This is a genomic window from Paenibacillus sp. FSL R7-0204 (assembly GCF_038002225.1).
Classification (GTDB): Bacteria; Bacillota; Bacilli; order Paenibacillales; family Paenibacillaceae; genus Paenibacillus_AQ.
The window spans coordinates 6,164,282-6,188,596 of record NZ_JBBOCA010000001.1; the positions used below are offsets into that span (position 1 = coordinate 6,164,282).

The 24,315-nt window shown below is 45.9% G+C and carries 13 protein-coding genes; 6 read left to right on the top strand and 7 right to left on the bottom strand.

Translation table 11 applies throughout. The features are described from left to right. Positions 1–76: 76 nt before the first annotated feature. From MKX42_RS26635 to MKX42_RS26660, 6 genes are all read right to left on the bottom strand, one after another. Complete coding sequence (locus tag MKX42_RS26635; RefSeq protein WP_340755916.1) at positions 77–9,436, bottom strand: non-ribosomal peptide synthetase; 9,360 nt, start codon at positions 9,434–9,436, stop codon at positions 77–79. Positions 9,437–9,450: 14 nt separating this feature from the next. Then, positions 9,451–11,121: a PhpK family radical SAM P-methyltransferase gene (locus MKX42_RS26640; protein WP_340755918.1), complete on the bottom strand. Its 1,671-nt coding sequence runs from the start codon at positions 11,119–11,121 to the stop codon at positions 9,451–9,453. 724 nt (positions 11,122–11,845) lie between these two features. Next, positions 11,846–12,907: a hypothetical protein gene (locus MKX42_RS26645; RefSeq protein WP_340755920.1), complete on the bottom strand. Its 1,062-nt coding sequence runs from the start codon at positions 12,905–12,907 to the stop codon at positions 11,846–11,848. Between the two features lie 665 nt (positions 12,908–13,572). After that, positions 13,573–13,803, bottom strand: a complete 231-nt coding sequence (locus MKX42_RS26650; protein WP_340755922.1) for a hypothetical protein — start codon at positions 13,801–13,803, stop codon at positions 13,573–13,575. 113 nt (positions 13,804–13,916) lie between these two features. Beyond that, positions 13,917–14,618: an RNA polymerase sporulation sigma factor SigK gene (sigK, locus tag MKX42_RS26655; RefSeq protein ID WP_036691086.1), complete on the bottom strand. Its 702-nt coding sequence runs from the start codon at positions 14,616–14,618 to the stop codon at positions 13,917–13,919. Positions 14,619–14,757: 139 nt separating this feature from the next. Next, positions 14,758–15,567 (bottom strand): protein phosphatase 2C domain-containing protein, encoded by an 810-nt coding sequence (locus tag MKX42_RS26660; protein ID WP_340755924.1) that lies wholly within the window; start codon positions 15,565–15,567, stop codon positions 14,758–14,760. 248 nt (positions 15,568–15,815) lie between these two features. Here MKX42_RS26660 and MKX42_RS26665 point away from each other — a divergent pair, with 248 nt between their 5' ends. The 6 genes from MKX42_RS26665 (at position 15,816) to MKX42_RS26690 (ending at position 23,644) form a co-directional block, all read left to right on the top strand. Beyond that, the gene (locus MKX42_RS26665; RefSeq protein WP_340755926.1) at positions 15,816–18,374 is read left to right on the top strand and encodes a hypothetical protein; all 2,559 of its coding nucleotides are present in this window, start codon (positions 15,816–15,818) and stop codon (positions 18,372–18,374) included. Then, positions 18,371–19,582, top strand: a complete 1,212-nt coding sequence (locus tag MKX42_RS26670; protein ID WP_340755928.1) for an efflux RND transporter periplasmic adaptor subunit — start codon at positions 18,371–18,373, stop codon at positions 19,580–19,582. Before MKX42_RS26665 ends, MKX42_RS26670 begins: the two co-directional genes overlap by 4 nt. Then, positions 19,579–20,274 (top strand): ABC transporter ATP-binding protein, encoded by a 696-nt coding sequence (locus tag MKX42_RS26675; protein WP_340755930.1) that lies wholly within the window; start codon positions 19,579–19,581, stop codon positions 20,272–20,274. The genes MKX42_RS26670 and MKX42_RS26675 overlap by 4 nt, the downstream gene beginning before the upstream one ends. Continuing rightward, positions 20,271–21,443 (top strand): ABC transporter permease, encoded by a 1,173-nt coding sequence (locus MKX42_RS26680; protein WP_340755932.1) that lies wholly within the window; start codon positions 20,271–20,273, stop codon positions 21,441–21,443. The genes MKX42_RS26675 and MKX42_RS26680 overlap by 4 nt, the downstream gene beginning before the upstream one ends. Positions 21,444–21,512: 69 nt before the next feature. Further along, on the top strand, positions 21,513–22,955 hold the full coding sequence (locus tag MKX42_RS26685; RefSeq protein ID WP_340755934.1) for a sensor histidine kinase: 1,443 nt from the start codon (positions 21,513–21,515) through the stop codon (positions 22,953–22,955). Continuing rightward, a complete protein-coding gene (locus MKX42_RS26690) occupies positions 22,952–23,644 on the top strand; it encodes a response regulator transcription factor (RefSeq protein ID WP_340755936.1) in 693 nt (230 codons plus the stop codon). The genes MKX42_RS26685 and MKX42_RS26690 overlap by 4 nt, the downstream gene beginning before the upstream one ends. 35 nt (positions 23,645–23,679) lie before the next feature. Here the strand turns inward: MKX42_RS26690 and MKX42_RS26695 are convergent, their stop codons facing one another. Then, the gene (locus MKX42_RS26695; protein ID WP_340755938.1) at positions 23,680–24,246 is read right to left on the bottom strand and encodes a hypothetical protein; all 567 of its coding nucleotides are present in this window, start codon (positions 24,244–24,246) and stop codon (positions 23,680–23,682) included. Positions 24,247–24,315 lie beyond the last annotated feature (69 nt).

The window sequence follows — 24,315 nt, forward strand, 5'->3', positions numbered from 1 at the left end:
ATGCTCCTTTTCTATAGTTGGATATAAATAAAGAAGGAAACTCTTCCACGAAGAATTCCCTTCATATGGTGACTCACTATGCCGATTGAATCATTTTCATTAAGTGATTGCCCATTTCCTTCATAAAGTCAGCCTGCAGCCGGCCAGCATTATATTCAAAAAGGACATGACTGATTTCCGGGCCGGCATCAGTCTTGAGTATAATGTCAAATGTCTCTGACAACTGGCCGCCAAAATGGCGATGTCCTAGATACAGTAAGCTTACTGCCTCATCTTTTTTAACATGTGTAAGCCTCATGGCCTCATTAAGGTTAAAGCCCGCAGGTTTGGGTAGAAAGACCGCTTGTTCGGAGATGGTTCCAAACAGATCGGCTACTGCCTCAATGCTTGAAGGATTAATCGTCAGGGGTAGAACATCCCCGTTGTCATTCAATGCATAATGAATGGATATACTCCGGTCAGCAGAGTACTCATGCAGCAGATACATGAACAGCCCCTGTAGAATATGGTCTTTACTCGTTCCATACCTGTTGGACAGTTCAGTAAGCTTAGCATCTAAACCCGCCATTTCCATTTTAATTGAACCCGTACGCGCGTCCGCATTACCGCCGATCCTTCTAAGATCTGCATGAAGATTAACCACGTGAAGTTGGATACGGCCCAAAGATGTATCAGCACTCTCGATAGCCTCAGCCATCTCGCTTATAGAAGAATAGGTGAAAAAATCCGCAATTTCAACTTTGTCAGGATACAGCTTCTCCACCATAGCATGTACTCTGACAACCTGAATGGAATTCCCCCCCAATTCAAAGAAGTTGTCATTAATATCTATATAATCTACATCCAGTACAGATTTCCAGATATCAATTAATTGTTGTTCCGTCTGAGAATAGCTCACAGGCTCTGCCGGATTGAGGCGTCTGTGAGAGAGAAGAGGCTCCGGCAACGCCGTGATGTCAATTTTCGCACTGGTGTTCAAGGGCATTTGCTCCAAATAAACGTACACTCTCGGTATCATATAATGCGGCAAAATTGCAGCAAGATACGCGGTAATTACAGAAACCGGTATTTCATGTGCAGCCTCATAATAACCTGCTAAATATGCGGATTCTGGAGCCTCCCCGATTATTCTTACAATACAATTCTTGATTCCAGGCACTTCGCCCAGATTCTTCTGGATTTCTTCCAGCTCGATCCGGTACCCCCGCAATTTCACCTGGTTGTCCATCCTGCCCAGGTACTCGACTTCCCCTTCTGGTGTCCATTTGGCAAGGTCGCCTGTTCTGTAGATTCTTTCCCCATCCCGATAAGGGTTCTGAATAAATTTCTCAGCGGTAAGCTCCGGTTGTTTCCAATAGCCTCTCGCAAGCCCAGCCCCTCCGATATAAAGCTCACCAGCCACCCCAATAGGCTGCAGCCGTTGTTCTGAATCAAGAATATACATGGTGGTATTGGATATCGGTTTCCCTAAATTTATAGGAGCATCCGGTAATAGGTGTTTAATTGAACTGATAATCGTAGTTTCAGTAGGGCCGTACATATTATATACTCCCAAATTTTGTATACTCCCTAGTGTCTTCATCAGACTCTCAGGAAAAGCTTCTCCCGCCAGCATGCATACTTTCAAGCTGCTCATCCATGATAAATCCCCACCCTCACCTACAAGCATAATCATTCTGGAAGGGGTGGCACTTAGCATATCGATCCCTTGTTTTTCAATAATTCGGCGAATCCGCAAGGTATCTGCTTTATCACTCTCAGTAGGCACCACAACCTTCATACCTCTAATTAGAGGCAGCAGGGACTGCATAACAAACACATCAAAGGATGCGCTCGTCAAGGCCAGAATACTCTTACCTTCGACAAATTTCGTAGCGCGAGCTATTTCGGTTAAGCAGTTATTTACAGAACGATGCTCGATCGGTACTCCCTTGGGTTTACCCGTAGTACCGGAAGTATAAATAATATAAGCAAGGTCATTGGCCGTATTAATATGTTCCGGATTAAAAGACTCGGCCTTTCCACTAAGAATTTCGTCAATCTTCATAACTTCAATCTGTTGGATGTTCTCCAATGCTTGGGCACCTTCGTCCGATAGCACCAATCTGCTACTGCTGTTCTCCAGAATGTACATTAGCCGCTCTTCTGGATAATTACAATCCATTGGAAGGAAAGCACCCCCGGCTTTGAGTATGCCAAGGATGGCAATAAACAGTTCCGGTGAAGACTTGATCATGACTCCCACCGTAGTATCGGGACCAACTCCTTTGCTTCGCAGCACGGAAGCCACCTTATTGGCTTTATGATTCAAGTCCCTATAGGTTATCTCGTTATCCTCATATACCAGAGCAGTACGGTCAGGGCAAATCTCCACCCTTTCTTCGAATAATGCCTGCAAAGTATACTCTTCTCTAAAAGGCAGCGCCGTTTCGTTGAACTCCTCCAATAGCTCTTTCTGTTCAGGGATAGACAGCATATTTATGTTATTGATCGATTTGGAGGAATCCCGGGTAATAGAATCCAGGATGTTGATATAATGCTTTGCCATTCTTTGTATCGTTTGTTCTGTAAACAGCTTAGTACAGTATTCAAATGAAAGGACCATTTCCTCCTCTAGTTCAGTGGCACTGACTGAAATATCAAATTTGGATGTCTTGTTTGTCAATCCAACAGGCTCCGCTTCAAGCCCTCCGATGACCAACTTCGAGAAACTAATGTTATTCATCGAAAACATTGTGTCAAATACAGGATTCCGGCCCATGTCTCTGGGAATTCCCAGTTCATCAATAAGCTTATCAAACGGATAGCTCTGATTCTCGATAACCCGCAAGCAGTTGTCCCTGACCTCACTCAAAAAGGAATTAAAGGTTTGTTCTCCCTGCAGAAGATTACGCATAACCACAGTGTTCACAAACATTCCCACTGAATGTTCTTCTTCTTTACGGGTTCTGCCTGCAACCGGGCTGCCAATCAAAATATCATTTTGAGCAGTGTATTTATACAGCAGCACATTGTAAGCAGCGAGCAGCAACATGAAGAGTGTAGAACCGGATGCCTGATTTACATGCTGCAGTCTGCGGTACAAATCCTTTCCAACCGCTATTTCTATGAAATCCCCTTCATAGCTTTTCTTCACAGGACGTAAATAATCCGTTGGCAGATTCAATGCCGGCAAATTTCCTTTTAGACTATTCATCCAGAAATTCTGTGCCTCCAGCATTGGCGGTAGTTGTAGATTCGCGATCTGCCAAGCTGCAATATCCTTATATTGCAGGCTTAAGGGCTCTAGAGACTTTTCATTGTAAATCTCCATAAATTCCTTCAGCAGAATGACCATCGATAATCCATCTGCAGCAATATGATGCATATCAAATAACAAGTAGTGGGAAGATGCATTTGTTGAAACCACCGCACTTCTGAAAAGTGGCGCCTGCCCCAGATCAAACGGTCTGACCCATGTATTCAGAACAGAACTGATATCGCATTCGGCACAACTCATAAATTCCATCTCAGCATTTACCGCAGGAACAATTCTTTGCACTACCTCACCATTGAGTATTTCAAAACAGGTCCGCAGCGGCTCATGTCTCATAATTAATTGGCTAACGGCTTGCCCGATCTTCTCCTTGGAAATAATTCCTTCCACATAAAATACAGAGGTTAGATTATAGGCGGTGCTATTGTTCTCCATCTTGTTCAAAATGAACATTCTTCTCTGGGCAAAAGAGGTATCGTAAGTCCCTCTTTCCTCTAGTGCAGGAATCTCCGCTGCACGGTTTCCGGGGAGGCTCTCAATACAGGCTGCCAGAGCTTTAAATGTTGGAAATCTGAAGATATGGCTTACCTTCAATTGGACATTAAATTCCCGCTCTACTTGCAAAACCATCTGTATAGCTTTTAATGAGTGACCACCCTCTTCAAAGAAATGATCCTCCGTACTGACTTGATCTACTTCCAGGATCTGCTTCCAGATTGATGACAATTTAATCTCGATTCCGGATTGCGGAGGCAAATTCCCCTTGACAGGTGCTGCCTCTTCCCTGCTCTTTAACTGTATTCTGTCTATTTTACCGCTTGTCGTAAGCGGAAATTGATCAATGAACACAAATTTTGAAGGAATCATGTAATCAGGTACTGCTTCCTCCAGAAATCTCCGTAATTCGGAAACTGCAGTCACGGCTTTTGACGTTAGATATGCCAAGAGATAATTGGAGCCCTTTGAATCGGTTTTAGCAATTACAACCGCTTCTTTAATATCCGGATGCTTTAGCAGGACACTCTCTATCTCATCCGGTTCGACACGGAATCCCCTGATCTTAATCTGGAAGTCCTTCCGTCCGACAAACGCAAGATTGCCATCAGGGAGCCACTTCACCTGATCACCGGTTCTGTACATTCTTCTGCCTGCTATATAAGGATCTGAAGTGAATTTTACCGCGCTCAGTTCAGGCTTATTCATATACCCACGCGCAACGTTGTTTCCTGCGACACACAGTTCACCCGCGATCCCAATAGGTTGAAGGTTACCATAAGGGTCCAAGACATAAATATCGTTATTGGTTACAGGTTTGCCTATGGAAGGAACATCCGCAATGACATCACCGGGTTTCATAATAAGCTCAGTCACGACGTGGGTTTCGGTAGGACCGTATTGATTGTGAAGATGGGTTCCATTTTCCTTAAGATACATTCTTAGCTGATCATTGATAACCAACTGTTCACCCGCTGTAAGGATATATCTAATATTGGACGGTATCTGCCGGGCCAACTGTTCCTCACTAGTGATGAATTTCAAATAGGCCGTTGGAAAGATGGCAACTTCAACATTCTCATCGGCTATATATCTGAATAAGCCCTCAACATCCCTCTTCATTTCTTCATGTATAACGTGAAGTGACCCTCCGGCCAACAATGTCGAGAATATTTCATTAGGGGACATATCAAATGTTGTTGCGTTAAACAGCAGGACTGGAGCAGCGAAATTAACGCTCTCATATTCAAAGCAAATCAGATTCACCATATTTTTGTGCTCAAACATAATTCCCTTAGGCTTACCTGTTGATCCAGATGTATAAATTACATACAGCAGATCGTTGGAGGTATTACATATTCCCAGGTCTCCTGCGTCTTCATGAACCAGCTCCGATTCCAATTGTTCCAGGCTGAGCATCATTTCCGCAGGTACACCTGCTCCTGCTGAAGCTGCAGTCAGAATCCAACTGATATTGGCGTCATTGATAATATAGGATAAACGTTCTGCAGGACAATTCACATCCAGAGGCAGATAGGCCGCACCCGCTTTCAATACTCCGAAGATTCCAATAATCAATGCAAATGAGCGTTCCAGCTTGACACCAACTACACTATTCGCACCAATTCCTCTGTTCCTAAGCACTCTTGCCAGCTTATTGCTCTGCCTGTTCAATTCATCATAGGTCAGTTTCTCTCCGCAACAGATTACAGCGGTCTGATCAGGAGTTCTTGCGGCCTGCTCCTCGAACAGCTCATGTATCGTTTTATGCGTGGGATAAGGTTTGGGAGCCGGATTATTGTGACCGAGAATATACTTTTCTTCTTCAGGGGATATCAGCCGGATATCTCTTAACCTTACATTTGTCCCCTCGATAATTCTTTGAATAATATTTATAAAATGTCCAATCATTGCTTCCATGGTCTGCTTCTTAAACAAGCGTGAACAGTAATGTAAATTGAATCTCAATGTGTCTCCAGCTTCAAAGCCCTCAAGGAAAATATCAAAATGAGCCGGAACATATCCCGGAGTATATGGCGTAAATATCAAATTATCAATGATGAAGGGCTCATTCGCAGTGTTATTTAAAATACTGTCCTTGCCGCTTGCATTTTGAATGACAAACATTGTGTCAAACAAAGGGTTCCTGCTAAGATCCCGTTCCAGTTGAATGGCATTCAGTAGCTCTTCAAATTGGTAATCTTCATTTTCAAATGCATTTAGGGCATTTTCTTTTACAACCGCCAGAAAATCTGCAAAGCTTTGCTCCATGTCGAGATAATTACGTACAGCTACCGTATTCACAAACATTCCCACGATATGTTCAAGGTCAGGATGCTGACGCCCGGCTGAAGGCATTCCGACAATAATATCCTGCTGTCCTGAGTATTTGGATAAAAGTATATTATAAATAGCAAGCAGCAGCATATTTAAAGTAACGCCCGATTCGGAGGCTATTTTGCGCAATGGTATCATTACTAGATCGTTAAGCTCAAAGCGCAGCATGTCTCCTTCAAAACTTTGCACAAAAGGGCGTGGATAATCAATTGGCAGCTGCAGCACCGGGATTTCACCCGAAAATTGCTCCATCCAGTATTGTTTTTGCCGGTCCATACGCTCAGAATCATGATGGTTTTCATTCTTCCATACAGCATAGTCCTTATACTGAATTTTAATTTCAGGTAGGGGGTTCCCTTTATATAACTCCATAAATTCTCTCACAATAATATCCATTGATGTGCCGTCAGAGGTAATATGATGGGTATCAAATAAGAATAAATGCTTGTTATTCTCCAGCCTTACTAATTTCAGCCGGCATAATGGCGCCTTCCCGAGGTCAAACGGTCTGATAAAAGAAGCGATCGCTTGTTGGCAATCGCTTGCTGCTGACTGCTCATATTCCATTTCAAAGGGAACATTCTTTTGAATCACTTGCATAACTTCACCGTTTGCTATTGCATAGGTAGTCCGGAATGCTTCGTGCCGGTGAATCAGCTCTCCAAAAGCTTGTTCCATTTTGAGTACATCCACATTGCCTTCGATAATAAAGGTACATGGCCGATTGTACGCTGTCTCTGCGCCCTCAATTTGATGTATAAAATATAACCGTTTCTGGGCAGGAGATGCCGGATACTGCTCTCTTTCAGCTTGCTGTCTTATTTCAAAAAAATCACTTTTTCCTTTGCTTTGAATATGCTGGGCTAATTCTTTTATGGTTGATGTTGTAAATATTTCGGTCAACGATAGCTCAAACTCGAATTCTTTATATATTCGTGCGATCAATTGGGTTGCTTTTAGGGAATGGCCTCCTAAATCAAAGAAATTATCGCTTCTCCCCACATAGTCCACGCCCAGCAAATTCTTCCATATCTCAGACAGCTTTTCTTCTGTTTCATTTTGAGGGCCTTCGGAGGCAGATTGCAGTTCTATGACCTCCGGTAAAGCGCGCTTATCCACTTTCCCGCTTGTTTTCAGGGGAATTTGGTCAATAGTCATATAATAAGTCGGCAGCATGTAGGAGGGAAGGACCTCGTTCAATTTTTGCTTTACTTCGGACAGCGACTCTATAGTTTTATCTTTGAGCACAAGGTAGGCACAGATGTATTGGTCGCCTGCTTCTTTCTCCTTAACGATAACCACACATTGATTTACATTTTCGTGCTTTACAATTTGTTTTTCAATCTCCGCTAATTCAATACGATTTCCCCTTAATTTAACCTGATCATCTTTGCGGCCCAGAAAACTAATTGTACCGTCGGGAAGCCACCTTGCCATATCCCCCGTCTTGTACATCTTTTCATATCCATTAAAAGGACTCGCTACAAATTTCTCATCCGTAAGCTCCGGGTTGTTCAGGTATCCTCGGGTAATGCCTGCACCTGCTATGCATAATTCACCCTTCACACCAATGGGCTGAGGCTGATTGTTGTGGTTTACAATATAGATTCTGGTATTGGCTATTGGCTTGCCCAGAACTACACTCTGGTCCAGGGAACATTGACTTACGAGAGCATCGACAGTAGTTTCGGTAGGACCATAGTGATTGTAGAGCCTATATCCTTGCTTTAAAATATCATTTTTCAGATCATTATCCAAAACCTCACCACCGCAAATCAGGACTTCCAGTGAAGGGATCTTCTCTCCCCCCATTAACAGCAAACGTAGTGTTGCAGGTGTAAAATTGACCAGATTGATGTGATGTCTGCCAATGTAATCGGTTAATTTCTTCCTGTTCAGCTTCATCTCTTCATCTGCACAATGAACTGTAGCACCGTGCAGCAAAGCTCCGAAAATTTGCTCCACACTGGGATCGAAATTGTAGCTGGTAAATTGGATAATATTATTGTTTTTGGTCAAATCATAAGCATGGTGGAACCATGAAGTAATGTGAATAACATTGTTATGTTGAACCATAACTCCTTTGGGATTACCGGATGTGCCGGATGTGAACATAATGTAAGCCAAATCATCCGGGCTGATCTTTAAATCCGGATTGCTGACAGCCGGGGAATAGGTTTCCTCTTTATCCAGCAGCAGCCTTATTCCCTCATAGGAATTTGCTCTATCTTCAAAGCAAGTCAGGGTTACGAGCACCTTGGCTTTGCTCTCCTCCAGCATATATAGAATACGCTCTTGAGGATATTTGGGGTCGATAGGAAGATAAGCGCCTCCTGCCTTTAATATCCCCAGCATTCCCACGACCATTTCAAGACGAGAATTGCTAAGAATACCTACAACATTATTGGAGGATACTCCCTTCGCAATAAGGGTGCCAGCCAAGCGGTTAGCCCGTTCATTCAACATCATGTAGGTTAGATATTCCCCGTTAGAAGCAACCGCATATTGATGAGGCGTTTTTTGAACTTGTTGTTCAAACAGGGAGCAGATAGTTTCATCTGCCGGGTAAATCAATGCCTCGCCATGAAAGCTAAGCAGCAGCTGTTCTTCCTCGGCAGTAAGAATAGAAACTTCCTCTAAAGTCAGATTAGGGTTGGCAAAAACCTGTGTCAGCACCAGGAGGTAGCGCTCCAGCAAGAGCTCAATCGTATTTCTTGTGTACAGCAACGGATTATATTTAATATGAATATAAAGGGCAGTTTCCGTTTTTTCAAAGGTGAACACCACTTGTTTGGGAGATGCTTTGCTATTAGGCGTATGTATATTGCTCATCACACATAATAAATCAAACGAATTACTACACTCATCCTGACTCAGTCCCAAGCTCTCCAAGACTTTGCCTATGGGATATTCCTGATTATCATATACACTTAATACGCTTTTTCTTACATTCATTAAAAATTCTTTAAATGTCAGGTGTCTTTCCACAGATTCACACAACAACAATAGCTCGTTCTGGATATTCAAATGATCATTATGATTGTATACGGGAATTGCTATCGTTGATCTTTCATTGTCCGTATATTTTGAGGCAAGGATACAAACATTGCTTAACAAAAGAATAAACAGGGCGAGATCCGAATTTTTGCTGAGTTTAATCAACTTCTCTTTCAAATCATACGGAACATCCATACTTAAGGTATCCGTAGAATATTCAGCAACATATTCATAATCTGTCAATAGAATAGATTCATCCAAAGGCATATCGGCAAGTGCGGAGGTCCAATAGGATTTCTGTCTTTGAAATTTACTGCCGGATAAACGAACCTTATCTTCAAGCTGACTCATGTCTCTAATTCCTCCTAAAAATCAAATTCCACTTCGTGTTCCAATAAATCTATTGCATTGTCTCTGGGCACATAACTCTCATTCTTAAACATCATAAATTCCATTTCTGTAGCCAGGTCCTCACTGACCTCCGGATATTCAGGATGCTCCAATTTTCCCTTGATGCCTTTGTTGAACAGCACCATAAACGTTTTAACTTGATCAATGTCCATCCCTCTGTGCAGCAAATTAAATATTGCCGAGAATTCAAAATTATATTGTGGTACCCAGACAGAGCTCTGATGTGTCATAAAGTACTCTTCAATGATGTTACATGCAGTTTGGGCGTCCATTGTATCATGTGACCATTTGAATTGAGACCCTTCTATACCGTACTGTTCTCTTTTTGCCCAGATTGGTGTAGTAGGGTCACAATACCAAAGTTGCGTCCGGAAAAAATCCGGTTTGTACCGGTCAATGAAGTCAAATGTTTCCTGCACGGTTTCTCGGGTTTCTCCTGGATACCCGATAATAAACGATGCATAGGTAATAATTCCGTACTCTTTTAATAATTGAATCCCCTCTTTGTACTTCTCTATGGTTGCTGATTTATTCATATTCTTCAGGATCTGCTGGCTTCCGGATTCAATGCCCAGAAATACCCCTTCGCAGCCGCTTTCCTTCATTAAAGCTACAGTTTCCCGGTCAGCGAACTGGCAGCGGTAATGTGAATTCCACTTGAAATCATATTTATTTTTAATCATCATTTTCAGCATTTCTTTAAATCTTGCCGGAGGCACATTAAGTGTGTCGTCAATGAAATTAATGCTCTTAACTTTCCCTAAGGCCTGCAAAGCATCTAATTCACGTTCCACACATTCAATTCCGACAGTCTGATATTTCCCCGCCTGCTTTGGAAAAGCGCAAAAATTACATGAAAAAGGACAGGATATGGAGGTTCTGAGAGACGCAAACGTTCCGATCCTGTCGCCAAATAACTGCCAATTCACCATGTTCTCATCCAGTTTGTTGTCCTCAGGATTAATTTGTGTTTGAATATAACGGCTCCCGCTCCGATAAACCAGATTATCAATATCATCATAACCGAGGCCATTTTTCATATTATTTATTATCTTCTCCAATGCAGCTTCCCCTTGCGAACTGTTCACATAAAAATCTGCATCGACAGATTTTAAGAAGTACTGCAGGGAATCCCCATCCATTGTAGTTTTCATTTGAGAAGCAATAAACGGGCCACCCAGCACGATTTTAACATCCGCATTATACTTTTTTATAAAGGATATAATTTCAAGCACAGGTTGAACAGACACATATAAGGTAGTGAGGATTGCAATGACCCTTATATTACCTTCAAGCAGCTTTTGAGCAAGCTGCTCTTTTTCATCCTGATAAGCTACTACATAATCAAAGCTGTGGCCTCGCCGGTCCAGAAAGGTCCCCAGGTAAGCAACAGCTGCATTGAAATAATTCCCTATTGAAAAACTGCCCATTTCATTGTTTAAATGAGGATTTCCGTATACAAATTTATTGAATACGTCCGATGCGGTATAATATTGGTTTTTATATTCCCAAAAATTGTAGTTCAAATCCCGGTAGGCCGGGAGAGCTTTCCCCATCGCCCCTACCATTCTCTCGTATTCAGAGAACGAAAATTCATTGTGTCCTATTAATAGACAGTCTATCATTGTTATAAATCCTCCTCTAATATATGCAAATACAATTAGATAACGCTTTCAAAAACAAGCAATCGAAATATCGCCTTGCCTTAAAGCAGAATAGTCCTCCAAGTTATGCAAGGAGGACTATCGTAACTATAATATTCAATTATATGAGCACGCTTCGCCAACGACGTATTCTTGTTAGATTACATCCATAAAGTTACTATGTTCTCTGTGTCCTCTAATGTGCCGAAACAACAATTAGATTATTACAGATTCTTGTAGGTTTCCTATTAGAAAATAAAAAAGAAATAATTTAACATAATGACCTATTATATAGGGTATATGTAAGTTGAAAAGCATGGGCGTTAATCCAACTATATATAATTATAGTCGTTTAATTACAAAAAAACAATATTTTTGTCAGATAAGCTAATCTTTTGACTCAATAAGTCATAAAAAAACATATATGTAACTTTCATTGTATTAAAATGTGATTATAAGGATATAAAGTGCAATGAACATAAAAAAGCAACTCATCCTCAGACAAGTCGCTTTCCCGGCATTAAGAACAGGCATCACTTTTTAAGTCATGTCTTAAATTCACCGCTTACCTTATAAAACTCATGATACAGCTTCATCAGCACCCTCATCGATCAGGGTGATCTCGTTGCCTTCCTTATCCGTTCCGATCGGATCGTGGAGGGGTACGTCTTTGCAAAACACCTCGACAAAACAAATCAAATTGGTCTCAGTACTTACTGATGCCAACCCTCGTGTTAACAGATAATTTATTGACAAGATAAGTTACTGCTTTAATCTCCAATGATTCCATTTTATCTAAATTATAAATAATTTTATTTATTAGACTGTATTCCTTTGTAATCAAAAATTTCAAATAAAGATTTCGATTCGTTAAGCTTATATTCTTTATGGTCAAATATTCATCTATAATATAATCATTAGCTTCTATTACACCTGCATTTGCTAAATACTTTAAACGTTCACACATCATTAGCTTATGATCAGAGATTACATGCAATGGCCTAATGTCATTAAACTCCATTTCATTATGCAATACTTTCGATAATGTTTGCTTCAATAGGCCGTAAGTTTTGATACCAAATATATACCGACCTTGTTGTATTGGTTCTGCTTCATAATCCGCAATAATAACATTTTCGCCTTCTGCTGCTGTATTTAGGGAATATAGAAAGTTATTTAGTGAATTATACAAAAAATAATTATTAAATTTATAATTTGCGTTGTAGAGTTCTATTTCATTACATGAGAATAGTTCTAAATCTAATACACTTACTATTGCACTTTCAACACAGTTAAATGGTGTAGTTTCAAATGAATATTTGCCATCTTTGAAGAAATCTGCAACCAAAAACATCTCATTTAACCGATCATAACCATAAATCAACATTTCATGTCCAGAATGGTACTCATTATAGTTTATTGAATTTGGAATATAATATTGATCATATTTTATAGTAACATAATGACCTGAATCAATTTTTGAAATAATAAATTCAACTATATCTGAATCAAAAAAAGCCTTATCAAAATAATTTATTTTAAAATAAGGGCACACTCTTCTAATTGTCCAAGAGTGAAATCTTAACATTGAAAAATGATTATCATATGACGGTTCTTCTCCCCATAAATTAACGAAATTATTAAATATCCACCCTTCCGTATATGAATAATTTCTGAGTATTGCCAGCATGTGTGCATCGGACGTATAAGATGTAATGATTGGATACTTAACTTGTAATATAGCTTTCTCTTTTTTTACATTACTCATAATATCCCCCATTTTCAAAAAAAATCGTCCCGTTGCTTTGATATTGTTGATTACAAATAATCGTTCTAATCAAACAATATTCTATCTCGATAGTCCGCAGACCTTTTGCTATAGAAAGTCAGTGTTGATCAACGGTTTTGCGAAATACAGCCCTCCCGCTCTTCATTGCTTGGAAACCGCTAGAATAAAAAGCATTTTATTCCCATATATTGCTACTTTTTGATTTTACATCTATTTACCAAGTAAATCAACTGCATTTATCCTGAATTTCATCTGCCAATATATTCGTAACGGGCTGAGCCGTAAATGGATTTAAACAGTAGATATTTAAACATTCGGACCGGGTCTACTGAATTTCGTTCATTACCTTGGCCATCCCTCTCGTGTAGTTCCTCATAAACAAGCTGAAGTCCGCCAACTCGTCCATGTGCCGCAGAAAGTTATCTTTTGGAATGAGTATATTGTAAATTTTGATATACGAGCTCAAGATAATGGAAGCATGAAGACCACCAGCCTTTGATTTTATTCTTTAATTTTATCGAAAAAAAAGAGACATTCTGTTTATCGAATCTCTCTCTCAGCTCTTTATGGACTTTTCAGTGGCCTCTCCGCGATGGAGATTAGATCCTCCATGTCTTCGCCGGTGTCGCCCGAATTTCTTAAGGTTATGGATACGATATGATGTCAAAAAAAAACCAATCAGCTTTACTATTATCAACAATAATTAATTGATCAATCAAGTCTAAGTGAGATACCAAATTATCCAAACTCGTTACATTTCGTCTAATAATATCCTCGGTTTCAATATGATGACCGCCGTTTTTCACACGCAAAGCAACACGTTCAATGTTTAGGCGAACATCCCCCAATCCTACATAAAACAATAATGATTTCAAAGCCTTGTTCAGCTAAGAGCTTGGTATATAGAATCTAATCGTTGAATTTTTTTCAAAAAAACCTGTAAGACTGAGACCATCACTGTCTCATTCCTACAGGCAACCCTCTCTCTTTACCGCTTCACCTTATAAAACTCATGATACAGCTTCATCAGTGCCCTCTTCTCAATCCGCGACACATAACTCCGCGAGATTCCCAGCTCCTTCGCAATCTCCCGCTGCGTCCGCTCTTCCCCGCCAGTGTCCAGTCCGAAGCGGCCTACCACAACTTCCTTTTCGCGGTCATCCAGAATGTCGAGGTTACGATAGATCTTGCTCTTCTCAATCTTCAGATCCACCTCTTTAATCACATCGTCCGCTTCCGAGCCTAGGATATCGATCAGGGTGATCTCGTTGCCTTCCTTATCCGTTCCGATCGGATCGTGGAGGGATACGTCCTTGCGGGTTTTTTTCAGCGAGCGTAAGTGCATCAGGATTTCATTCTCGATACAACGGGCGGCAAAAGTAGCCAGCTTCGTGCCTTTGTTCGGGCGGTAGCTCTCGATGGCCTTGATCAGCCCGATGGTGCCGATGGAGATCAGGTCCTCCATGTCTTCACCGGTGTTGTCGAATTTCTTCACTATATGGGCAACCAGCCGCAGGTTATGCTCGATCAGCAGGTTCCGTGCCTTGGCGTCTCCCTCGGCCATCATGCCTAAGTATTTGCTCTCGTCCTGCTCCGATAGAGGCTGGGGAAAAGCGTTGTTCCTTACGTAAGATACCAGCAGCGTCAGTTCTTTGATCAGCAGCGCAATCGTGCTTATGATTCCAGGCAACTTGGCGACACCTCCCGCACATGTACAATGAAACCGATCAGTTAGCAGAACAACGGGTTCATGGTCCTTTTATTGTATGTGGGTAAATGCCTAGAAGTGCATGTACGGGGAAAATAGGTACGGGCCGCTTACGTCCGCCCTAATCGCTAGGCATCGCGCCTGCCCGCCCATTCTCATAGCTCCAGGCCACCACCGTTGCGCTGTCCCGCCCACGCTGTTCATGTACACTTGTCAATACTTCGGCCACACATTTCTCCAGATCCTCTCTGCCCGTAAAAGCTTCATACAGCCTACGCGGGTCTTCCAGCAGTCTTGCTCCCACCTCCAGCAGACCGTCTGTGGTCATCACGATGATGTTGCGGCCCTGCCGCAGCTCGCGGATGCCTGACGAGTAACAGGCAACGGACTGGGCGAAGGTGTTGACGAAGCCGATCCATTCGTAGTAGTTGCGCTGTCCTAGCGCATATTGTCCGCGGGCCGCCAGCTCTGGATGCAGCAGATAGAGCGAATTATCTCCCACCGAGAACCACCAGAGATAATTCTCCATCCGGACACAGATCAGACATGCCGTCTCTCCCGTTACCTGCCTACACTGGCTGAGAAATGCCTCAGACTGGAAAATCGCCAGCAGAAAAGCCTCCATTTCCCGGAACGCCTGCTGAACCGGCAGCGCCAGCAGCCTGATGATTTCACCTCTCTCACTGTTGATTGTACGGATCAGCAATTCGGCACTTTCCGCCGTATTGTGCGCATCCAGGAGCATTGCGAACTCCCAGTCCCCGCCCGGCTTGCTTAATACATAGACCCCATCCTCATTCTTGTCGGCACCTGCCGCAGTGTTCCCGCCGTACCGGCCAACAACCATCCTGTTCAGTGTGCATGTTACCGGATGATTCAGATACCTCTCCCCGCTGCCCACCCAGCTGAACGTATGTACTTCATGCTCCATGCTGATCCCCCTGTCCCGGCTCACCGGATTCTATGTATCTACTATTATATACCGGCAAGTCCAGCCTTCACGTCACGCCGTAGCTGGAACAAGCCAGTTTATAAAAAGTTTAACTTCTATTTATCTTTCCCCCTGGTTCTCCCCCCTTTTATTTATCCCTGTGTTAATCCTTTCCCGTAAGATAGGAAACATCTTCTAGCGGCTGCCTTAAGCCGTCAATCGGATGATGAATGTTGGGAGGGAATAAAATGAAGAATTACCGTGCCTGTGCCGCTCTGGTACTAGGGATGATTATTGCCAGTACGCACCTGGCGTTATCCGCATCTGCGGCGCCAAGCAGTGTTACGGCAAATAAGACGCAGCAGCAGAATACCAGCATCTTGGCACAATTACCGCCGGTTACTGTGGGAACCGGAGTCAGCGTGAGATTGACCGATGTGCAATTAGCCAAGGCCGATGGCGGCAACAATCTGACCTATACCCTGGTGTACAGCAATACAAGCAGCAGCACCTTTAAGCTATTCAACGTCTTTTCCAAGATTACAACCCCGGCGGGAGCATCACTGAAGAGCAGCCCCATTCCCGAGGATAAAAGCAAAGCTGAGGTTCCCCCCAAGGAACAGCTAACCGTCACCTACTATGTGAACGTCAGCAAGACGGCTTCACTTCAAGGCCTCTCCATCTCGCTGTTCGGCTTCGACTTCAGCGGCTCTGAGTACCAGAAGAAGCTGGGCAGCTTCACAGTCCCGGCCGCTTATACCCCTTATGTGCAGCAGGGTCTTAGCAAGCAGATTACGGTCAGCAACCTTCCGGTTAGCCTGAAGCCCGAGAGCCTGCAAATCTTCAGCTTCAATCATAAAATCTATGCCAAGGTTGCTCTGAGCCTGACGAATCAAGGAGCCAAAGTACTCGCTGCACCCGGCCACCGGGTATTTCTTGAATCCTCCGGCGGCTCCGCATTTGAGCTGACGCTTGACAGTGCCAGCCGCGATTACAAGGTGCAGTCCGGTGAGAATAAGAAGATCTTTTATCTGGCGGAGCTCCCGGCTTACATACCGACCACGCGCATGTCGCTGCTGATCACCGGGGAGAATTCAGGGCTGAAGGCGGATCTGCCGGTAGTCTCCTTCCGTCTCCCGGAAGCAAGCTATCCAAGTCTTGAGGTGAATGCTTACGCGGTGAAGAAATTCGGGGTGAGCAGCAATACTATTGAGACCCAGTTGAAGCAGGCATCCGTATCCTCAACAGGCGAGAAGGCACTGTGGACACTGAAGCTGCGCATTAGGAATGCCGGCAACAAGGCGGTTACTCTGCCAGCCTATGAATTATCTGTAACCTCCAAGGAAGGCTACTCCTTCCCGGTCAACAGCAAAGCGCTGGCCAGCCTCACCTTGAAGCCGCTTGAGGAGAAGATCCTGCAATTCTCTGCCGAAGTGCCGCTGAATGTGAACCAGAGTACGCTGAAGCTCCAGATGGTGGAGCCGGCCGCAGAAGGCAAGACAATCTTCCCTACAGCTATGTACAAGATTCCCTATTCCTTAGAGATGACCAACTCCGTTGCTTCGGAGTACATCCTGGATAACAGCTTCGGAACCTTCGGTGCCGTACTGGAGTCAGTGCAGCGTATGCCGTGGACAACTGAGGATTTGCTTGTCGGCACCATTCGTATCCGTAATGTCAGGGATGCGGCAGTAACCCTCCCTGCTTTTACAGGGACCATCCATACAGGGCAGACCGCCTTGGAAGCTCCGGTTCAAGTCGTTGCAGCCGCCTCCAGCCAGCAGCTAGCCGCAGGTGCAAGCGCTGTGTATTATGTGATCGGCAAGCTCCCCTATGAGCAATCTCTGGACCAGCTTCGTATCGGACTAAATAGCGGGACAGGCGACACCACAGAGCCGTTCCTCTCCCTGAAAACACAGCAAGTTGTTCCGGGTATGTCTGCCTCAGGTGATAATGCCACCTTCAAGATCGATACTGCAGGCAAGCGGGCGGAGGTTAAGGAGCGCCGGACCTTCATCTATCCCGGAGCAAGCCAGAACATTCTGTATACTGAGCTTGAGGTGAGCAGTCTTGAAGCCCGGAGGGCAGAGCTGTCCAGACTTGTGGTTTATTATAAGACACCGGACAATACCTATTATGAGGCAGAAGTCAGTCAATCTGTACAGGCGGCCGGTCCCAAGGGCAAGAGTCTGGTGAGTGTATGGAGCAAGCTGCCTGCAAGCATCGATGCCTCGCAGCTGACGCTTTTCGCGGGAGAAGGGGTTAGCGAGAACAAGCTGACAGCACCGGACGGAACGCCAACCGCCTATATTAATCCTAAGGCACTCACCCTTCATATTCAGACTCCGGCTGCACTAGTCACTCTTGGTAGCGGAGTGCCATTGTTCCCTTATACGTTTACGGTTACTCAGGCCACAGGTGCTGTGTCCGAGGGCCAGGATACGCTGAATGTCAATCTGACGTATACACTTGTCAAGGACAACCAGTATGATATGGGCGCTAATGCGCATAAGCTGGTCGTGCAGCTTACCGATCCTCTCGGCCAGACGCAGGAGAGAACGCTGGTGCCCGGGACGGATCTGGTGACAGGGAAATTCCTGGCCTATTCCATGACCCTTACAAGCAATGCCTATAAAACGCTCCGCAGCGGCAAATTCCTCGTAACTCTCTATGACGAGTTCCAGGGAGAGCGGATTCTCTTGGGCAGCCAGAGCTACAGCCTGACTTACATCCCTGCGGCCAAAGCCCCTGAAACTACCACTGCCCCGAAAAACGCGGCAAATCCAGATCCCGGAGGATCGCTATGAACGTCAAAAAAACCTTAGGTCTGTCAGCCGCAGTCATTGTCACTGCTGGAATTGTTGTGTATAGCTTATGGCCGGATAAGAACACACAGGACAGCCCTCCTGCTGCTCAGACTACTGTAGTGACCAAGGGGGATATATCTCTAACCGTCAAAGGCTCCGGCACCGTGAAGGCCACGAATACTACGATCGTATATGCCAGGGACACAGGAAATGTAGCCAAGGTTCTCGTTAAGGAGAATGAACAAGTCAAGAAGGGTCAGATCCTGCTGACTTATGAGGGAGCCAATGTAGCCAGTAACTTAAGAATCCAGCAGAATACGCTCAAGCAATCGCAGAATGACCTGCTGGAGAAACAAGACCAGTACAAGAAGCTAATCATGGACGGTGCTGCTTTAACCGATGTTGATGCGGCAAAGCTGGCCATCGAGAGAACCAAGGATACCATTACAGCCACATTGACCGAGCTTGCAGCACTCAAGAAGGATCATATCCCGCCCGCTTCCCTGACAGCGCCGATGGATGGAACGGTTACCAAGATCAGCAGCTCCTCAGGCGGGATGGTGACGAAAGGAGCCGAGGTCTTCTCCATAACGGACTACAAACATCTGAGCGCTACGATTAAAATTGACGAGCTGGACATCCCCAAGATTAAGCCAGGTATGTCCGCAGCCATTAAAATGGATGCCCTGCCCGCTAAGGCCTATCCGGCCAAGGTCACGCGGATTGCGGATGAAGGAACGGTGACTAATGGCGTCTCCGTCTTTGAAGTGACCCTTCTGCTCACGGACTCCACCGGAGCCAGAGCCGGTATGTCAGCACAAGGAGTCGTTACTATTGAAGAGAAGAACCACGTTCTGCTGCTTCCCGTCGAGTCTGTGACCCAAAAGGATAAAAAGTATTATGTTCAAGTGCAGGACTCTGTGCCGGAGCAGACTCCCTCGCCCAAGGGCAGCTCCGCCACAGGAAGCCCTGCCATACCTCCGCCCGTTCAGCTGAAGCCTGTCACTGTAGGTGTGCATGATGAGAGCCGGATCGAAATCGTCAGTGGTCTGCGCGAAGGGGAACAGGTCATTGTCCCGACCATTATTGCTGCCAGTACGCCTGCTCCCGCAGCTCCGGGTCTGTTCGATATGGGTGGCGGTGGCGGTGACGAGGGCGGCTTCGACAACAGCGGCGGCGGTGGCAGCGGCGTAGGAGGGCCACAATGAACACAGAGCCCCTGATAAGGATTGAGCATATGGTCCACGGATACATGATGGCCAAGGAACAGATGACGGTACTGAAGGATCTATCTTTTGAGATCCACCATGGCGAATTCGTTGCCATTATCGGCCCGTCCGGATCTGGAAAATCCACCTTGATGAACATGATCGGCTGCCTGGATATCCCGAATGAAGGGAGCTATTCTCTGGATGGACAGGATGTCCGCAGATTATCCGATAACCGGCTGGCCCGGATCCGCAATGAGAAAATAGGCTTTATCTTCCAGAATTTCAACCTGCTCCCTAAGTTATCCGCTGTCCAGAATGTGGAACTGCCCTTAGTCTACCGGGGCTTGTCACAACGGGAGCGTAGAACGCTGGCCGTTGCCGCCCTGGAGAAGGTCGGCCTGCAAGAGCGGATGCACCACCGTCCGAGCGAGCTGTCCGGGGGTCAGCAGCAGCGGGTTGCCATCGCCAGAGCACTTGCCGGCAATCCTCCCATTCTACTGGCAGATGAGCCTACCGGCGCACTCGATTCCAAGACCGGAGAAGAGGTCATGCACATGATCAAAAGACTGAATGAACAGGGACATACCATTATTGTCATCACACATGACCTGGGCATTGCGGAACAAGCGAAGCGGGTCATCCGGATTCAGGATGGCCACCTGGTTGAAGATCGGAGAAATGACCAATGATTCTTGCTCAGAGTATCCGAATGGCGGTAATGAGTATCGTCGGCAATAAAGTGCGTTCCTTCCTCACCATGCTGGGCATTGTCATTGGAGTATCCTCGGTCATCCTGCTGGTCTCGGTGGGGCAGGGAGTTACGGGTCAGATCACCAGCCAATTCAGTGACCTTGGCACGAATCAGCTGACGGTCATTATTACCGGACGGGGGGCGGTCACTTCCCTCACGGCAGAGGAGGTTGCCGCATTTAGCCGGGTTCCCGGGGTGGATCAGGTTTCACCTACCATCAGCAGCAATGTAACCGCCAAATATCGAAACGTTCATACTAATGTCTCACTTGAAGGCATCACCGCAAGCTATGAGAAGGTACAGAACTTTCATGTGCAGTCCGGCCGCTTCCTGCTCGATATCGACAATGAATACCGGCAGAAGGCTGCCCTGATCGGAACCGAAACGGCGAAGAAGCTGTTTGGCGCCGACAACCCGGTGGGCCGTGAGATCCAGCTGAACGGTACCTCCTTCCAGATTGTAGGCTTGCTCCAGGCGAAGGGAACCTCACTCAGCGGATCAAACGATAAGAAGATTCTCATCCCCTTATCCACCTCCGAGCGGCTGCTTCAGAGCAAGGGAATTCAGACTTTTACCGTCACTGCCTTGAGCGACAAGGATGTAGCGTCTGTGAAGACAGCTATCGGACAGATTTTGGACCGCAAGTTCCTCCGTGCCAAGGATGCCTACAGTGTGTTCGATTCCAAACAGATGCTGGATACGCTGAAGAAAACCTCTGGCACCCTGTCCCTTGCCCTAGCTGGAATCGCCGGAATCTCGCTCTTCGTTGGCGGAATCGGCATTATGAACATTATGATAATTTCAGTGAACGAACGTACCCGGGAGATCGGCATACGCAAAGCCATCGGCGCCAAAAAAATAGATATTCTGCTGCAATTCATCATTGAGTCGATGGTGCTCAGCACGATGGGCGGAATCCTCGGAATCGGAGCGGGATTAGGCCTAACCTGGCTGGTCGGCCAGTTGACTGCCCTTCAGGTTGGCTATGCCTGGAACATGGTGAACATTTCATTCCTCTTCTCGCTCTTTATCGGTGTGTTCTTCGGTATCCTGCCCGCCAGCAAAGCGGCGAGACTCCGGCCGATTCAAGCTCTGCGTACCGATTAGCCGTGCTGCAGCAAGGATGTTATGATGGAAGAAAAGATACGATAAAATGTCTGCGGGAAGGAACCGGGTATGACCATTAAGCGGCGCTTATTCATCTCTAATATCCTGATGATTGTGATCCCCGTATGTATTTCCTTGTTCATTGCTTTTGTTAGTGTGTCCCTCCTGTTCAAGGTATCAAAGCATGATAAGCAGGGCCCGTTCTATACCGGATACGATGATCTGGTTCAGTTGTCTGCCGAGCTGCTGAGGAACGGTGAGAAGCAGAAGCAGGATGAACTCCGCCGCCAGATCGAAGAGATATTGAAGCCGGAGGACATGAGTCTGGCCGTTTACGATTCTGCGGCAAGGCTGATCAGCTTCAATTTTAAAGAGACCCCGGAGACAGAGCAGCTGCTGCAGATCGTCAGCGCCATGGATGGACAAGGGTTCGCTTCTACCTCGAACAAGGAGGTCTTTGCTGAACAGATCCGGGTTAAGGGCAGAGCCTATACTGTCAGCATCATCGGCACGGCCTCGGACTATACGGACGGACAAGTCACTCCGGCGATGGTTACCTTCCTGATTCTGATCACGCTGGGGATCATCTCTGCGGTATTTATAACGAATCAATTTCTTACCCGGTTTGTATTCAAGCGGATCAAGCAGCCTCTGGATACGCTGGCAGACGGGGTTCATCAGATCCGGGACGGCAATCTGGATGTTAGAATCCACTACGGGAACAAGGACGAATTCGCTCCTGTCTGTGAGGATTTCAATGACATGGCTATCCGTCTCAAGGAATCCCAGCGCCTGATCCAGAGGCAGGAGGAGAGCCGCAAGGAGCTGCTTGCCGGGATATCGCATGACCTCCGTTCCCCGTTGACCTCTGTCCGTGCGTATTCGGAAGGACTGCTGGATGGGGTGGCCACGACCCCTGAATCCCAGAAGAAATATATCACCATGATCAAGACCAAAGCAGAGGATATTGACCGGATGGTCGGCAAAATTTTTCTTTTCTCCAAAATGGATCTGGGCGATTATCCCTATGAACCAGAGGTGCTGGAGGTCAATCAGGAGCTCCTCTCCTTAATCAAGGTCACTGCCGAAGAATACAGGGAGAAGGGGCTGGATGTAGCCATTGCTGCACTGGCTGCAGATGTGTATATTTACGCCGATCCGGCACAGCTCAGCAGCATCGTGTTCAACATTCTGGAGAATAGCTGGAAATACAAGCTCGAGGAGCGTGTCCAGGTATCCATCCGTACCGAAGTACAAGGAAGCGATGTGTTCATCTATCTGGAGGATAACGGACCCGGGGTGCCGGAAAATGCCCTGGATAAGCTGTTTGATGTGTTCTACCGCAGCGATCCTTCGCGCAATAACCCGACTAAGGGCAGCGGCTTGGGGCTGGCAATCACAGCCAAAGCCGTCAGCCGGATGGGCGGAAGTATTCAGGCGCAGCCCTCCCCCGCAGGGGGCCTGTGCATCATTATCACACTGCCAGTGCTGGATAAAGGGGACTTGCTATGACCAAAGTATTAATCATTGAAGATGATAGTGCAATTGCAGCGATCGAGCGGGATTACCTGGAAATTAATGATTTCACGGTGGAGGTTGCCGAGGATGGCATCACCGGGCTTGAGTTGGCGCTTGCAGGACAATTCCAGCTTATTCTGCTCGATCTGATGCTGCCTGGGGAAGACGGCTTCTCGGTGTGCCGCAAGCTGCGGAGCCAGCTCGATATTCCTATCCTTATGGTCACGGCCAAGCAGGAGGACATCGACAAGATCCGAGGCTTGGGGCTTGGGGCCGATGATTATATCGTCAAGCCGTTTTCACCAGGTGAACTAGTGGCCCGGGTCAAATCCAATCTGGCTCAGTATGCTCGACTTAAGGGCATGAGCGGTAACAGCACAGAGAGCCGGATCGAGAGTGGTCCGTTCATCATTCATACCTTATCGCACAGAGCCTATCTGCACGGCCAGGAGCTGGAGCTGAAGAAGAAGGAATTCGACCTGCTGCACTTCCTGATTGTCAATGCGGACATCGTCTTCAGCCGGGATTCCCTGTACGAACGGATCTGGGGCTTCGATGCCATGGGCGATAACGCTACCGTAGCTGTCCATATCAACAGGCTGCGCGACAAGATCGAGCAGGACCCCGGCAACCCGCGATATATCCAGACTGTGTGGGGAGCGGGATATCGTTTTCAGGTGTGAAAAAGCAGCCTCCGGCCCCTCCAAGGGTCCGGGGGCTATTTGGAGCCTCGGTAATAAATCGCTGTGTACCAGCTATATAGAGGACGCATCAGCAGCTTCCCGATTATGAAATATAGCACAGCCATAATCAGCAGCACTCCGTACACCACCGGCCGGTCCTGGCTATAGACAAAAAAGAGTATATCAAACTGATTCGTCATGTTAAGGTTATAGGTAACGATCAGCTTGCCCAGCAGCAGCATCCCGAACAGCAGGTAAAAGCTGACGCCGAGCAAAACGTGGATCAGCAAGATCCAGGGCCGGAAGGGTAAGCGCTTCCTGTCCGCTTTTGAAGACAAATAGTATGTAACAAGCAGTCCCGCAGCAGCCAGCGAAATCAGCAGCAGATGATTCATCGGATGAAGAACATACATAAGCAAACCGTTCAAGGCAGCAAAGATCAGAATATCCGCCAGGATAGATTTAGTCCGCTCCCGGAGGCTACCCGCTTGAAGCGGTTCCAGGGACCCGGCCTGTAAGAAGTCTACGATCCATACGATCAGTAGCAGAATGCCGAACCAGACTAGCGTAACGGAAATGGGTATAAGATTGAAATACTGCAACAGGAATGCACCATCCTTATTTTTCCTTTATTATAACACTTTCACCTATTATAACACTTTCACCATCTC